Here is a 17,685-nt window from a genome sequence, read left to right on the forward strand (position 1 = left end):
CACAAACGGGTAAACCAAACTTTGTCGGTGGCGACCCGAATGTACCACTGGATAATGATACTCCAGCGACTTTCGATGATGGAAGCAAACGCAAGGAAGTTCCAAATGTCGGTACCTTTGAAGTAGCACCAGATGGTTCTGTTACTTTCACACCGGACAAGCAATTTGTTGGGACACCAGACCCAGTTGTTGTTAAGCGAGTAGATAAGAATGGTACCCCAGTGACGGCTAAGTACACGCCTACTGTTGAGAAAGTGACCCCAATAGGAACTACCGCAACTAGCACCGGTCCACAAGGCCTTCCTCAAACTGGCACCCCGACCTTTGCGGGCGGTGAACTACTTGTTCCAATTGATGAAACCGTTGAACCAAGCTTTGAAGATGGCAGCAAGGAAAAGACCATTCCAGGCCAGGGAACGTACACCATCACTCCAAATGGTGCAGTGACCTTTACTCCAGACAAGCAGTTTGTAGGCAAACCTGATCCAATCACTGTGAAACGTGTCGATAAGAATGGCACACCAGTGACTGCGACCTACAGTCCAGAGTTCACCAAGGTAACTCCAACAGGTGCTGGAGCCAAGACAGAAGGTCTGCAAGGTCAAATTCAAGAAGGACAAGTCACCTTCACTCCAGGCCATGATTCAGTTCCATTCCCGGCTGGTTCGACTCCGTTATTTGACAATGGTTCTTCTGTCAAAGAAGTACCGAATGTCGGTAAGTTCGAAGTGGATGCAGATGGCAAGGTCACCTTCACTCCAGACAAACAATTCAAGGGTGAAACACCAGAACTTGAATTGACTCGTGTGGATGCCAATGGAACACCTGTTACAGTCAAGTACCAAGCGGTGGTGAAAGAGGTAACTCCAACAGGCACCACCGTGACGAGCACTGGCCCACAAGGTCTTCCGCAAACAGGGACTCCAACTTTCAAAGGTGCGGACCCACTAGTTCCGATTGATGAGACTGTTGAGCCAACCTTTGCAGATGGAAGCAAGCAGAAGACCATTCCAGGTCAAGGAACTTATACTATCACTCCGAATGGCATTGTGACCTTCACGCCAGAGAAGCAATTCGTAGGCAAGCCAGATCCAATCTCTGTGAAACGAGTAGATAAGAATGGTACACCAGTGACTGCGACCTACAGTCCAGAGTTCACCAAGGTAACTCCGATAGGTACTGGCACCAAGACAGAAGGTCTGCAAGGTCAGGTTCAAAAAGGTCAAGTGACTTTCACGCCAGGACATAAATTAGTTCCATTCCCAGCAGGTTCGACTCCACTCTTTGGTAACGGAAAGAATATTAAAGAAGTACCAAATGTTGGTAAGTTCGAAGTGGATGCGGATAACAAGGTGACCTTCACCCCAATAAAACAATTCAAGGGCGAAACATCAGAACAGGGATTAATTCGTTTAGACGCTAACGGAACTCATGTTATTGTCAAATATCAAGCAATAGTGAAAGCAGTAGTCCCAACTGGTAAAGATGCGACCTCTACGAATATCAAAGGCCATGTTCAAACTGGCACCCCTGTATTTGAAGCAGGTGATCCACTGGTGCCAATTGATGAAACGATTGCGCCAACCTTTGAAGACGGAAGTAAGGAAAAGACCATTCCAGGTCAGGGAACTTATACTATCGCACCAGATGGTACAGTGACCTTCACTCCAGAAGCTGATTTCCTTGGTCAAGGAAGCGGTGTGACCCTTGTCCGTCGTGATAAGAATGGCAGCTCAGTGACGGCTCGCTATATTCCGACCGTAGTTGAACCATCAACTAGCAAGGACAGTGTATCTAGCGGTCGCAAGGGTCAAGCTCAAACAGGCACGCCTACCTTTGAAGGGGCGATTGACCAGGCAGTAGCACCGACCTTTGCGGATGGCAGCACCGAAATGGTTGTCCCAGGAGAAGGAACTTATCGGTTCAATATGCTGGGAGCAGTAACCTTTGTACCAGAAGCTGATTTTGTCGGAACTGCTCGCGGAGTCGTCGTGAAACGTCTCGATATTTATGGCAATGCCGTGACGGCTACCTATACCCCGACTGTTTTGGGAAGCACTGATACAGAAGATACCAGCAGCACGGGTCTCAAAGGCCAGCCTCAGACCGGCAAGCCTATCTTTGAAGGAGACGTGGATCCAACCGTTCCGCCAACTTTCGAGGATGGCAGCACCGAAAAGGTTGTTCCAGGTCAAGGTAGCTACACGATTGCGCCAGATGGCACTGTGACCTTTGTACCGGAAGCGGGCTTTGTCGGTCAAGCTGATGGCGTGACAGTGATTCGAAAAGACCGCAATGGTCAGACGATTTCAGCAGTCTATGTTCCGACTGTGACAGAAGCTCCTGTTCAGCCAGAGCGGACGATTACGCCTGCACCACCGTCTCTTTCTAAGAGTGAGGGTGCAAAATCCCTTCCTAAGACTGGTACAGAAGAAACCTCATACTTAGCTGCAAGCTTACTTGCGGGAGTATCAGGTTTGGGACTGATTGGATTAGAGAAGAGAAAGAAAAAGTCTGAAGACTAAAATTTAAGAATTTAGGTTTCAGATACTAAATTAAAAGAGGAAAGATTCGTTTGTGGATCTTTCCTTTTTTAAAAATAGACCATTTTTAAAAAAGTGTCTATTTATAAATAAAAATTCCATAATTATAGTTATATATATAGCTAAGTAAAAAGGAATAGTGTATAATAAAGCCGTTGGAATTAAATGATTATTTAGGAGATTATTATGGGAAAAGATTTGTTTAATCCACACCTGCGTAAGTTTTCGATTCGAAAACTAAACGTTGGTGTTTGTTCTGTGCTCTTATCGACCTTGCTTCTTTTGGGAGCAGCTGCGCAGGTTAGCGCTGATGAGACTGTTTCTTCTGGGACTCAAAACGAGGTTTCTGAAATAGGTATAGCTGATTCCTCAGTAAATACTGCAGAGCTGCTAAATTCACCAGCTGAGGAAAGTAATCCTGCCACTATTTCAGCTCAGGTAGAAGATGCATCTGCTGTATCAACAGCAAGGCCTGATTCAGATGGCAAGTCAACAAGTGAGCAGCCGGCGGCAGAAACTGCCTCTTCACAAGCAGGTGTTCCCACAGAAGTTAAGTCTGAGGAGACTACCCAACCAGCTCCTGCTCAACCAGCAGCAGTCGCAGAGACTGCTCAGCCTAGTCGCTCTCGTCGCGTAAGACGGGATGCGGCACCTACTGGTCTGCGAGATGGTGACCCTAACAACACAATTGAAAAGCCTACTTTGGCTGACTCTGAAAAAAAGAACCCTACGGAGTTGATGAAGCAGATTAACTGGCTGGATCTTGGTGATAAAAGTGCCATCAGCAACTTAGATACGGACGATTCCTTTAAAGTTGGTACTGTTTATGAAAAAGAAATTTCACCAGGCTATCGTATCAAACTGACAGTGACGGAATTAAAACCCTTCCACTCAACAGAGATTTATCGTGACCGCGTCAAGGGTACTGCGTATGAAAACAGCTATGATCCAAATGCGAAAAATACTTGGTTTAAATATGTAAAAGAAGAATTTCAAAAACAAGAAGTCGAGGGAGATTCAGCTAGACCGAAAATTATAGGAGCGGAACAGAATCAATGGACAGCCGTCCGAGACCAAGGGATTAACACCAATGGTCGAAAGACTCAATTACTAGTCCCTAAAAATGGTGCTAGCTATGGAATAAAATTCAAGGTAGAAGCGACTTACCTTGGGAAACCTGTAAAAGCAACAGTTATCATGTCAGATGGAGAAGAGGCCAACCCAGGGGAGTATGCTATCTTCACGACCAATGGCCAAGGTTGGGAACACTTGGCAGAATGGAAACGCGTTCGGCCAGATGGTCGGGAAATTACCGAAACTTATGCACCGATGAACCCTAACAGATATGGTCAATACATAGGGGATGATGCGACTGTACCTGTAATCGACTGGACTGCTTTTACTAATCCAGATCAAAAAACAGGAGGCTTGGGCTCTCAGGTCTTTGGTCCTAATACTTCTAAAGATCACACTGTTCCGATTGTGATGACACGTGGCGCTTCAGAAGTTGGGATTTATATTGCTTCTTCTGGTCAGCAAGCTGCTATGATTGGTTTTATGGTAGTAGATGAGGGAGATGCACCAGCTTCTTATGGAAATGCTGTTCATGCTATTTCTGGTTATGATGCCAATACAGGTGCAAGAACTCCTCAGCCATTCTTGGGTCGGGTTGAAGCTGATATTGATACTACTTCGGGTAATGACTGGATGCATGATGAAAATACTGATCACGCAGACGAAGGGGTTGATCAGCTCTTGCCTTCAGATTTGACTGGTAAGACAAATAACCTTTTCCGAGTTAATCGTCTTCAAAATGGTGACTACTCAGTTCGTCTCCAAGCCTCTGCCAATGGCAATAGCAAGGCCTATGTCCGTGCTTGGATTGATTTCAATCAAAATGGCGTTTTTGATGAAAATGAGGCCAGCGAATTTACTGAAGTAACAACGGCTGGTGACTATACTGTTAATTTTAAGAATAATCCAGCGATGACCAATCCTGAAGTTAGCAAGCTGGGAATGCGGGTCCGTATTGCCCTGAATAAGGGAGATATTGAAAAACCTACGGGAACAGCCTTTAGTGGGGAAGTTGAAGACTTAGAAGTCATCTTGACCTATCCACCGAAGGGAGAAAAGAAGGAAAGTACGGGAATAATCGGCCAGCGTCAGAAAGCTACTCTTCAGTTTACACCTCAAGGTATTGATCAAAAAGATGAAAGCAAGAAAGCAGCTATTGATACAACTGTAGCACCTCTTGTTTTGGATAATGCTGGCAATACATTAACAGCAGATGGCGACGGTTGGTACAGTACTCCTGAAGGACGATATAAAGTAACAGCCAAGGGTGCAAATGTGGATGTGATATTTGAACCTAGCACTGGCTTTATCGGTACTACTCAAGGAATTAATATCCGCCGTGTTGATACTAATGGTGCAAGTACAGATTGGATTGCGAAGAATAATGGAGAACCTGTTATCAACGATAAGTTGAATAATATGGATGCCCGCTATATTCCGACTGTTTTGAATTTCACGGAACATCGTTCGACGGAAGCACAAGGTTTGCCTCAAGTGCAAGATATTGTCTTTAATGATGGCAATCCTGCTAAGACACCTGCTCAACCATCTGCAACGAATCCTGTCTTTTTCTTGGATGCTGATGGTAATCGTATTGTTGGCACAAGTACGAAGGCAACCTCGCAAGGCCAAGAAGTGGGAACCTTTGAGTTAGATCCAGCTACTGGGCGTGTGACCTTCACTCCGAATAAGTCATTTGTGGGGACAGTTGACCCTGTTAACCTACAATTGCATGATGCCGATGGAACAGAGCACCGTGCAACCTATCAACCAACAGTAACGCGTGTTGTTCCAACAGCGCAAGGAGCAAGCTCTGAAGGTATTCAAGGTGCTGAACAATCTGGTAATTTGATTTTTGTGCCAGGTGATAATCGTGTGCCAATTAATGAGACGGTCGCTCCAACTTTTGATAACGGTCAAACAACTAAGGTTGTTCCGAATGTCGGAACTTATATGGTTGATAACGCAGGTCGTGTAACCTTCCAACCAGTTCCTAGTTACACTGGCCGTCCAAGCGCTGAATCCGTTAAACGTGTTGATATGAACGGGACTGAAGTAACCGCTGCTTATCAAGCTGAAGTTAAGGCCGCAACTCCAACAGGTCAAGATACACAGACTGTTGGGCTTCAAGGACAACTTCAAACTAGCCAGCTTAACTTTACTCCAGGTCAAGCAACTGTTAATAACCAAACACAAACAGTCCCATTAAACCCAGCAGGACCACAATTCGTTGTGGATGGGCAGGTTCAACAGGGTAATACCTTGGCAGTTAGCGACGCAAGTGGCAAGCTACAAGGAATTTACACTGTTCAAGCTAATGGAGATATTAGCTTCCAACCTGCTCCTGATTTTTACGGAACGCCTACTCCTGCACATCTTCGTGTAAGGGATAAGAATGGTTCTACAGCAGAAGCGGTTTACCAACCTACAGTGACTCAAGTAATGCCAACTAGCACCGATGCGACTAGCACAGGTCCTCAAGGTATCCCACAAACAGGTACGCCTACTTTCACTCCTGGCGACACAGCTGTTCCAATTGACATGGATTCTCCAATGACTTTCGAAGATGGTCAGCCTAAGAAGACTGTTCAGGGAGTGGGGGTATACACTATTAACTCAGATGGTTCTATCACCTTTACTCCTGAGAAACAGTATGTTGGGACACCAACACCAGTCACAGTAAAACGTGTGGATAAGAATGGCACGGAAGTGACAGCTACCTACACTCCAACCGTTACTAAGGTTACACCGGTAGGTACTAATGCGACTAGCACTGGCCCCCAAGGTCTTCCTCAAACTGGTACCCCAACCTTCACAGGCGGTGACCCACTAGTTCCGATTGATGAAACAGTAGAGCCTATCTTCGCAGATGGTAATAAGGAAAAAGTGATTCTAGGTCAAGGCACTTACACCATTGCTCCAGCTGGGGCAGTGACCTTTACGCCAGACAAGCAGTTTGTAGGCAAACCTGACCCAATCACTGTAAAACGTGTTGATAAGAACGGTACGCCTGTAACTGCAACCTACAGTCCAGAGTTTACGAAAGTGGTTCCTACAGGTACCAATGCAACGAGCACAGGTCCTCAAGGTGTTCCACAAACCGGCACGCCAACCTTTGCGAGTGGTAATCCACTGGTTCCAATCGATGAAACCGTTGCACCAAGCTTCGAAGATGGAAGCAAGAAGAAGACTATTCCAGGTCAGGGAACTTATACCATTACTCCGGATGGCGTAGTGACCTTCACGCCAGAGAAGCAATTTGTTGGGACACCGGATCCAGTAACAGTTAAGCGAGTGGACAAGAACGGCACACCAGTGACTGCGACTTACAGTCCAGAGTTTACTAAGGTTACGCCAACCAGCACCAATGCAACAAGCACCGGTCCTCAAGGTGTCCCTCAAACTGGCACACCGACCTTCGCAGGCGGCGATCCACTGGTTCCAATTGATGGCTCAGTAGAGCCAACTTTCGAAGATGGAAGTAAGGAGAAGAAGATTCCAGGCCAGGGCACTTACACCATCACTCCAGATGGCGCAGTGACTTTCACGCCAGACAAGCAGTTTGTAGGTAAGCCAGATTCAGTAATTGTGAAACGTGTTGACAAGAACGGCACACCAGTGACAGCGACCTACAGTCCAGAGTTTACGAAAGTGATTCCTACAGGAACTGGTGAGAAGACAGAAGGCCTGCAGGGTCAGGTTCAAGAAGGAAAAGTCACCTTCACCCCAGGCCATGACTCTGTTCCATTCCCGGCTGGTTCGACTCCGTTATTTGACAATGGTTCTTCTGTCAAAGAAGTACCGAATGTCGGTAAGTTCGAAGTGGATGCAGATGGTAAGGTGACCTTCACACCTGACAAACAATTCAAGGGTGAAACACCAGAACTCGAATTGACTCGTACGGATGCCAATGGCACCGCTGTTACAGTCAAGTACCAAGCGGTAGTGAAAGAAGTGATTCCTACAGCTACCAATGCGACCAGCACTGGTCCTCAGGGTGTTCCACAAACAGGTACTCCAACTTTCCAAGGTGGTGATCCACTGGTTCCAATTGATGACTCAGTAGAGCCTACCTTCGCAGATGGAAGTAAAGAAAAGACCATTCCAGGTCAGGGAACTTACACCATTGCTCCAGATGGGGCAGTGACCTTCACCCCAGACAAGCAGTTTGTAGGTAAACCAGATCCAATCACTGTGAAACGTGTGGATAAGAACGGAACTCCAGTAACGGCTACCTATAGTCCAGAGTTTGCCAAGGTAACTCCAACTGGTAAAGATGCTTCCTCTACAAATATCAAGGGCCATGTTCAGACTGGCAAGCCTGTCTTTGAAGCAGGTGATCCATTGGTTCCAATTGATGAAACCGTTGAACCAAGCTTCGAAGACGGAAGTAAGGAAAAGACCATTCCAGGTCAAGGAACGTACACTATCTCACCAGACGGTACAGTCACTTTCACTCCAAAAGCTGATTTCCTTGGTCAGGGAAGCGGTGTGACCCTTGTCCGTCGTGATAAGAATGGCACCTCAGTGACGGCTCGCTATGTTCCGACCGTGGTTGCACCATCGACCAGTCAGGACAGTGTGTCCAGCGGTCGCAAGGGTCAAGCTCAAACAGGCACGCCAATCTTTGAAGGGGCGATTGACCAGGCAGTAGCTCCGACCTTTGCGGATGGCAGCACCGAAATGGTTGTCCCAGGCGAAGGAACTTATCGGTTCACTATGCTGGGGGCAGTGACTTTCGTGCCAGAAGCCGACTTTGTCGGAACTGCTCGCGGAGTTGTCGTGAAGCGTTCAGATATTTATGGCAATGCCGTGACGGCTACCTATACCCCAACTGTTTTGGGAAGCACTGATACAGAAGATACCAGCAGCACGGGTCTCAAAGGCCAGCCTCAGACTGGTAAACCAATCTTTGAAGGAGACGTGGATCCAACTGTTCCGCCAACTTTCGAGGATGGCAGTACTGAAAAGGTTGTTCCAGGCCAAGGAACTTACACGATTGCGCCAGATGGCACAGTGACCTTTGTACCAGAAACTGGCTTTGTCGGTCAAGCTGACGGCGTGACAGTGATTCGCAAAGACCGCAATGGCCAGACGATTTCAGCGGTTTACGTTCCGACTGTGACAGAAGATCCTGTTCAGCCAGAGCGGACGATTACGCCTGCACCACCGTCTCTTTCTAAGAGTGAGGGTGCAAAATCCCTTCCTAAGACTGGTACAGAAGAAACCTCATACTTGGCTGCAAGCTTACTTGCGGGAGTATCAGGTTTGGGACTGATTGGCTTAGACAAGAGAAAGAAAAAGTCTGAAGATTAAGAGGAGAGAACTTAAGTTTTAACTCCTGAATTAAAAGAGGAAAGATTCATTAGTGAATCTTTTTTCTTTATGCCCAAAGAGAAAAACTCTTAAAAACTTCATAATAATGGCATTTCTAAAATGTTAAAGATTAAAGTAGAATTTGAAAAACTCCCAGATTTATTTAATTTATAGGTATTTTTCTACGATCTATTTTTTCTTTTGTTTTTAAAAATAGACTATAAAATGCTTTGTGTCAATTTTTTTAAAAATTTTTTATATAATTATAGTTATATATATAGCTAACTAAAATGGAATGTTGTATAATAAAACTATTGTAACTAGATGATTATTTAGGAGATTATTATGGGAAAAGATTTATTCAATCCTCACCTGCGTAAGTTTTCGATTCGAAAACTAAACGTCGGTGTTTGTTCTGTGCTCTTGTCAACCCTGCTTCTTTTGGGAGCAGCGGCACAAGTTAGTGCTGATGAAGTTAGTGATTCTGGTGCCCAAAACGAAGTTTCGCAAACAGGAATAGCCGAATCATCAGTGAATTCTGCTGAAACTGTGGCTTCTGAACATTTACATGCAAAAGAAAGTTCAGCACTTGCTTTTGCTACTGAGACCCCTCAATCAGATGATAATCCTAGTCTAAGAAGCTCAGAGCCTGAGAAAGTTGAAGAATCTACTGAATCTACAGCAACTAAACCAGTTGAGAATACTCAGCCAATCACTGTTCACCCAGAAACATCTAACGCGGCTATCGTGGCTGAAAAGTCAGAAGCAATAGCAGATGTATCTCAGCCTAATCGCTCTCGTCGTGTGAGACGGGATGCTACACCTACTGGACAACAGAACAGCATAACAACAGGAGTTACGATAGGTACAGGACCAGCTGGGGCAGATGATGCTACCTCTACGCCACGAGTACCTAAACCAAGCTTGGAGGAATCTGTCAAGAAAGATAGTACCCAATTAGCCAAACAGATTACTTGGCTTGATTTTTCGGATACTGCAAGTTGGAAAGGATTGGATTCACGAGGTGGACTCCAAGTAGGAACGACCTTCAAGAAGGAAATTTCACCTGGCTATGAAGTAACCCTGACGGTCACTGAGCTTAAACCTTTTAACTCGACTGAAACTTATAGAAAACGGGTTGAAGGAACACCGACAGCAAATACTTATGACCCAAATGCTCAGAATGGATACTTAAAGTCTGCTCCACAATATGGGAAGATACCTCCTACTGTGACGGGGGCAATCCAAAACCAATGGACTTCTATCCGCGATCAAGGTTTTAATACGCAAGGACGAAAGACGCAGCTTGTCTATCCAGAGAACTCTACCAACTGGGGAGTGAAATTCAATATTGAGGCAACCTATCTCGGTAAGCGCGTGGCCCCTACGGTGGTTATGGCCGATGGTGAAGATGCCAACCCAGGTGAATTTGCTATCTTCACTACTAACGGAGAAGGATGGGAATATCTCGGTGAATGGAAGAATAAGAGTACTGCCAAAGAAGCCTACACGGTTATTACCAAGCAAATGTTGGATGATGAAAATGTAAAAAGAAGAGGTCTCTTAATCTTAAGAGATACAAGCGTAGACTGGTATAAGTACCTCAGTCCGGATACTGTGACAGGTGGTCTGGGGACTCAGGTCTTTGGACCAAACCGTTCTAACGAACGGACGGTTCCTGTGGTGATGACACGAGGAGCTTCTGAAGTAGGATTTTATGTAGCATCATCTGGGCAACAGGCTATGATGATGGGATTTTTAGTGGTGGATGGAAGTGATGCGCCAGCGACTTATGGCGAAGCCTTCCATACCATTTCAGGACGTGATTCGGTGACTGGTAAGCTAATTAATCAGCCTTACTTAGGGACTACTCCAGCAGACATTGATGTTGATACAGCTAATAATTGGGTTCTGGATGATAAAAAGGAACACAAGGACGAGGGGGCCAGCCAATTACTAGCGGACGATCAATTAAGTACTTCTAATGATTTGCTTGATTTAGACAAAGCAAAAAATGGGACATATACGATTAAAATCAAAGCTAACCCAAATGGCAATGCTAAATCTTATGTCAAGGCCTGGATAGACTTCAATAATGATGGAGTCTTTAATGAAAGCGAAGGTAGCAACCTACAAGAGATTACAGCTGCTGGTGACTATACCTTGACCTTCAATGCCAACCCAAATATTAGTGGCGGTCAAGTGGAGAAATTGGGTATGCGTTTCCGAATTGCGACTAATAAAGGTGATATTGAACAACCAACCGGTATTGCCTTTAGTGGTGAAGTAGAAGATATGCTCTTACACCGCATTTATCCTCCTAAGGGGGAGAAGCAGACTACGGACGGCTTTACAGGTGAGACTCAAACTGCTGTCCTTCACTTCACACCTAAAGGAACGGATCGCTCAGACGACAGTATCAATGCAGTTATGAGCACCCAAGCGCCTCAGGTTTTGGATAAGCAAGGCCAAGTTCTGACAGCCGTTGATGGCAACTATATTCGTCCAGAAGGGACCTATCGCTTGACCGTCAAGGACAATGACGTGCAAGTTGCCTTCACACCAAATGCTGCCTTTTCTGGAACTGCTGACGGAATTAATATTCGTTGGACTGACAGCAATGGCACCTCGACTGGTTGGACTTCAACGGATGCTTCTGACCCTAATAAAAATGATCAGTTGAATAACATGGACGGCCGTTATGTGCCAACAGTCCGTAAGATTCCAAACTACGAATCAAGTGGTCTTCAGGGACTGGAACAAAATAAAACGCTAGTCTTTAATGATGATGATGCGAATACGACCCCTGTCATGCCAGAAGCTACTCGTCCGGCTAGCTTTGTGGATGCAAATGGACGACTGGTAACAGAAAATACGGTGCCTGCCATGGCCAATGGCCAGCAAGTGGGAACCTATGAATTGGATCCAAATACCGGCCAAGTGACCTTCAAGCCTATCAAGACTTTTTATGGCACGCCAGACTCAGTGGTAGTTCAAGTCAGTGATACCGACGGTAAAGCACACCGAGCACGTTATCAACCTAAGGTAATCCAAGTAACGCCAAGAAGTACCAATGCTGAATCAACTGGTCTTCAAGGCCAAGCACAAAGTGGTAAGCCAACTTTCACTGCAGGTGACCAACAAATCCCAATTGACATGAGCAAAGCCATGACTTTTGAAAATGGGTCGGACACCTTGGAAGTAGCCAATGAAGGAACTTATACTATCAATTCAGATGATACCATTACCTTCAAGCCGCTTAAGCAATTCACTGGCAAGGCGACACCAGTGACGGTCAAACGTGTTGATACCAATGGCACCGAAGTGACTGCAACCTATATACCTAACGTGACCAAGGTCACACCAACCAGCACATCCGCTATTTCATCAGGTCCTCAAGGGGTGCCACAAACAGGAACGCCGGTCTTCAAGGAAGGCGACCCAGCGGTCCCAATTGACTATAATAAGCAAATGACCTTTGACGATGATCAACTTAAGAAGATTGTTGTGGGCGTGGGAGAATACACCATCAATTCAGATGGTTCTATTACCTTTACTCCAGATAAGAAATATGTGGGAACCCCAGCCGCGGTGACGGTTAAACGAGTTGACGAAAATGGCACAGAAGTAAGAGCAACCTATACGCCAACTGTTACCAAGGTAACTCCGACTGGTACTGGTGATAAGACAGAAGGATTGCAAGGTCAGGTTCAAGAAGGCCATGTTAGCTTCACACCAGGTCATGATTCTGTGCCGTTTCCAGCTGAAACAACTCCGCTCTTTGACAATGGTTTGACTGTTAAAGAGGTCCTAAACGTTGGTAAATTTGAAGTGGATGCGAATGGTAAAGTTACTTTCACGCCAGACAAGCAGTTTAAGGGAACCACTCCTGAGCTGACATTGATTCGAGCAGATGTGAATGGCACTCCTGTTACAGTCAAATACCAAGCAGTGGTGAAAGAAGTGGTTCCTACAGGTACCAATGCGACTAGCACTGGTCTTCAAGGTCTACCACAATCAGGTACACCTACTTTCACTGCGGGTGACAAGTCTGTGCCTATTGATATGGCCCAACCCATGACCTTTGAAGATAATCAAACAACTAAGAAGGTAGACAAGGTCGGTACTTATGTCATTGAGTCAGATGGCTCGATTACTTTCACTCCAGAAAAGCAATATGTGGGCACACCAACACCAGTGACTGTTAAACGCGTTGATACGAATGGCACTGAAGTTACTGCTACTTACACGCCAACGGTAACACGGGTCACACCAACTAGCACCAATGCTGAGTCAACAGGCCTGCAAGGACAACCACAAAGCGGCAAGCCGATCTTTACCCCAGGTGACCAAGCAGTCCCAATTGATATGGCCAAGCCAATGACCTTTGAAAATGGTACCGACACATTGGTAGTAGCTGATCAAGGAACTTATACTATTAATTCAGATGGTTCCATTACTTTTAAGCCAGAGAAGAAATTTACTGGCAAGGCGACCCCAGTCAAGGTTAAACGATTTGACACAAACGGAACAGAAGTAACGGCCACTTACACTCCTACTGTTGAAGAAGTTATTCCAAACGCAACTGGCGATCAGACTGAAGGTCCACAAGGATTGGTTCAGAATGGTAAAATTACTTTTGAAGCTGGAAGACCAGAAGTAGGTTTTTCAGCAGACAATACCCCAGTTTTTGACACGGGTACCAATGTGAAAGAAATTGAAAATGTTGGTAAGTTTGAAGTGGATATTGATGGCAATATTACCTTTACCCCGGTCAAGACATTTGTAGGTAAAACACCTGAAATTGAAGTCAGCCGTGCAGATGTCAACGGTACCCTTGCTAAGGCAAAATATCAAGCAACAGTGACAGCTGTAAAGCCAACTGGTGTTGGAAACAAGACAGAAGGCCTGCAAGGTCAAGTTCAAGAAGGTAAAGTGACCTTCACACCAGGGCACGACTCTGTTCCATTCCCTGTTGGTTCGACTCCATTGTTTGATAACCATTCAACAGTGAAAGAAGTACAGAATGTCGGTAAGTTTGAAGTGGACTCTGATGGTAAGGTTACCTTTACCCCACTCAAGCAGTTTAAGGGGGAAACACCAGAACTTGAATTGACTCGCACCGATGCTAATGGCACTCCAGTAACCGTCAAGTACCAAGCAGTTGTGAAAGAAGTGGTTCCAAGAGGAACTGACGCGACTAGCACAGGTCCTCAGGGGGTTCCGCAAATAGGTAGCCCGAGCTTCCAAGGTGGTGATCCACTTGTTCCGATTGATATGGATTCTCCAATGACATTTGAAGATGGTCAACCTAAGAAGACGGTTCAAGGAGTAGGAGAATATACCATCAACTCAGATGGTACTATCACCTTCAAGCCAGACAAACAGTATGTGGGGACTCCAGCTTCAGTTACTGTTAAACGTGTAGATAAAAACGGAACGGAAGTGACTGCCACCTATACGCCAACGGTAATACGGGTAACGCCTACCAGCACCAATGCTGAATCAACCGGCCTTCAAGGTCAACCGCAAAGTGGCAAGCCAACTTTCAGTCCAGGTGACCAAGCGGTTCCAATCGATATGACCAAACCAATGACTTTCGAAGATGGAACTGATACTTTGGTAGTGGCTAATCAAGGAACTTATACCATTAATTCAGATGGTTCCATTACCTTCACTCCGGATAAGCAATTCACTGGCAAGGCGACACCTATTAGGGTTAAACGAGTCGATGCTAATGGCACAGAAATAACTGCTACTTATACCCCAGAAGTTACCAAAGTAACCCCAACTGGCACCAATGCTGAATCGACTGGCATTCAAGGTCAACCACAAAAGGGGACGCCTACTTTCACTCCTGACGAATCTGCTGTTCCAATTGATATGGATTCTCCAATGACCTTCGAAGACGGTCAGTCTAAGAAGACTGTTCAGGGAGTAGGGGAATACACTATCAACTCAGATGGTTCTGTCACCTTTACTCCAGAGAAACAGTATATTGGTACACCAACACCAGTCACTGTGAAACGTGTGGATAAGAATGGTACTGAAGTTACTGCTACTTATACTCCGACCGTTACCAAGGTAACTCCAATCAGCACCAATGCGACTAGCACAGGTCCTCAAGGTGTCCCTCAAACTGGCATTCCAACCTTTGTGGGTGGTAATCCACTAGTTCCAATTGATGAAACAGTTGAGCCAACTTTCGGAGATGGAAGTAAGGAGAAGACTATTCCAGGTCAAGGAACATACACGATTGCTCCAGATGGCGCAGTGACTTTCACGCCAGACAAGCAATTTGTAGGTAAACCGAATCCAATCTCTATAAAACGCGTCGATAAGAATGGCACGCCAGTAACTGCAACATACAGTCCAGAGTTCACTAAAGTAACTCCAACTGGTACTGGTGATAAGACAGAAGGCTTGCAAGGTCAGGTTCAAGAAGGTCATGTTATCTTCACTCCAGGCCATGATTCCGTTCCATTCCCAGCGGGCTCAACTCCACTGTTTGATAATGGTTCAGCAGTTAAAGAAGTGCTAAATGTCGGTAAGTTCGAAGTGGACGCAGACGGTAAGGTAACTTTCACACCAGACAAGCAATTCAAGGGGGAAACGCCAGAACTGGAATTGACTCGGACTGATGCGAATGGAACTCCAGTAACCGTCAAATATCAAGCAGCAGTGAAAGAAGTGATTCCAACTGGCACCAATGCGACTAGCACTGGTCCTCAAGGTGTTCCACAAACCGGTACTCCAACGTTTGCGGGTGGTGATCCACTAGTTCCAATTGATGAATCAGTAGAGCCAACTTTCGAAGATGGCAGCAAGGAGAAAAAGATTCCAGGTCAAGGAACTTACACCATTGCACCAGATGGCGTAGTGACTTTCACACCTGAAAAACAATATGTTGGTAAACCAGATCCAGTCACTGTGAAACGTGTAGATAAGAACGGCACGGAAGTGACTGCGACTTACAGTCCAGAATTTACGAAAGTAACTCCAACTGGTACTGGCACTAAGACAGAAGGCTTGCAAGGCCAAGTTCAAGAAGGCAAAGTAAGCTTCACTCCAGGGCACAACTCTGTTCCATTCCCTGCTGGTTCGACTCCGTTATTTGACAATGGTTCTTCTGTCAAAGAAGTACCGAATGTTGGTAAGTTTGAAGTTGATGCGGACGGTAAGGTGACTTTCACTCCAGACAAGCAGTTTAAGGGTGAGATACCGGAACTTGAATTGACTCGTACCGATGCCAATGGCACTCCAGTAACCGTCAAGTACCAAGCGGTAGTGAAAGAAGTGATTCCTACTAGCACCAATACAACCAGCACCGGTCCACAAGGTGTTCCACAAACCGGCACACCGACCTTTGCAGGTGGTGATCCACTGGTTCCAATTGATGACTCAGTTGTGCCAAGCTTCGACGATGGCAGCAAGGAAAAGACCATTCCAGGTCAGGGAACATACACCATTACTCCAGATGGAGCAGTGACCTTTACTCCAGACAAGCAGTTTGTAGGCAAACCAGATTCAGTGACTGTAAAACGTGTCGATAAAAATGGCACTCCAGTAACAGCTACCTACAGTCCAGAGTTTGCCAAGGTTACTCCAACTGGTAAAGATGCGACCTCTACGAATATCAAAGGTCATGTTCAAACAGGCAAACCTGTATTTGAGTCAGGTAATCCATTGGTGCCAATTGATGAGACGATTGCACCAACCTTCGAAGACGGAAGCAAGGAAAAGACTATTCCGGGTGAGGGGACTTATACCATCACGTCAGATGGGACAGTCACCTTCACTCCAGAAGCTGATTTCCTTGGTCAGGGAAGCGGTGTGACTCTTATTCGTCGTGATAAGAATGGCACTTCAGTTACAGCTCGCTATGTTCCAACCGTGGTTGCACCATCAACTAGCAAGGACAGTGTATCCAGTGGCCGCAAGGGCCAAGCTCAAACAGGCACGCCGACTTTTGAAGGGGCGATTGACCATGCAGTAGCACCGACCTTTGCGGACGGCAGCACCGAAATGGTTGTCCCAGGAGAAGGAACTTATCGGTTCACTATGCTAGGGGCAGTGACCTTTGTGCCGGAAGCCGACTTTGTCGGAACTGCTCGCGGAGTTGTCGTGAAACGTTCAGATATTTATGGCAATGCCGTGACGGCAACCTATACCCCAACTGTTTTGGGAAGCACGGCCACAGAAGATACCGGTAGCACCGGTCTCAAAGGCCAGCCTCAAACTGGTAAACCAATCTTTGAAGGCGACGTAGATCCAACCGTTCCTCCAACTTTCGAGGATGGCAGTACTGAAAAGGTTGTTCCAGGTCAAGGTACTTACACGATTGCGCCAGATGGCACAGTGACCTTTGTACCGGAAACTGGCTTTGTCGGCCAAGCTGACGGTGTGACAGTGATTCGCAAAGACCGCAACGGTCAGATGATTTCAGCAGTTTACGTTCCGACTGTGACAGAAAATCCTGTTCAGCCAGAGCGGACGATTACGCCTGCCCCTCCATCACTTTCTAAGAGTGAGGGTGCAAAATCCCTTCCTAAGACAGGTACAGAAGAAACCTCATACTTAGCTGCAAGCTTGCTTGCGGGAGTATCAGGTTTGGGACTGATGGGCTTAGAGAAGAGAAAGAAAAAGTCTGAAGACTAACATAGGCTTGAAGAAATTCCGTTAATAAACTAGAAGAATTTCGGAAAAGCTCAAAAATAGGTAGAACTTATGTTCTACCTGTTTTTTTTAACAA

General features: G+C 45.9%; 3 protein-coding genes. All 3 read left to right on the top strand.

From position 1 onward, the window contains the following. Window positions 1-2,525 (top strand): LPXTG cell wall anchor domain-containing protein (locus K4I03_RS00095; protein ID WP_227963290.1); only part of this gene is annotated, 2,525 nt, incomplete at its 5' end. A 204-nt stretch (window positions 2,526-2,729) separates the two neighbouring features. Further along, complete coding sequence (locus K4I03_RS00100; RefSeq protein WP_227963291.1) at window positions 2,730-8,933, top strand: CshA/CshB family fibrillar adhesin-related protein; 6,204 nt, start codon at window positions 2,730-2,732, stop codon at window positions 8,931-8,933. Between the two features lie 345 nt (window positions 8,934-9,278). Further along, window positions 9,279-17,591 (top strand): CshA/CshB family fibrillar adhesin-related protein, encoded by an 8,313-nt coding sequence (locus K4I03_RS00105; protein WP_227963292.1) that lies wholly within the window; start codon window positions 9,279-9,281, stop codon window positions 17,589-17,591. Window positions 17,592-17,685 lie beyond the last annotated feature (94 nt).

Origin of the sequence: Streptococcus sanguinis (genome assembly GCF_020729725.1) — a bacterium.
GTDB classification, from domain to species: domain Bacteria; phylum Bacillota; class Bacilli; order Lactobacillales; family Streptococcaceae; genus Streptococcus; species Streptococcus sanguinis_V.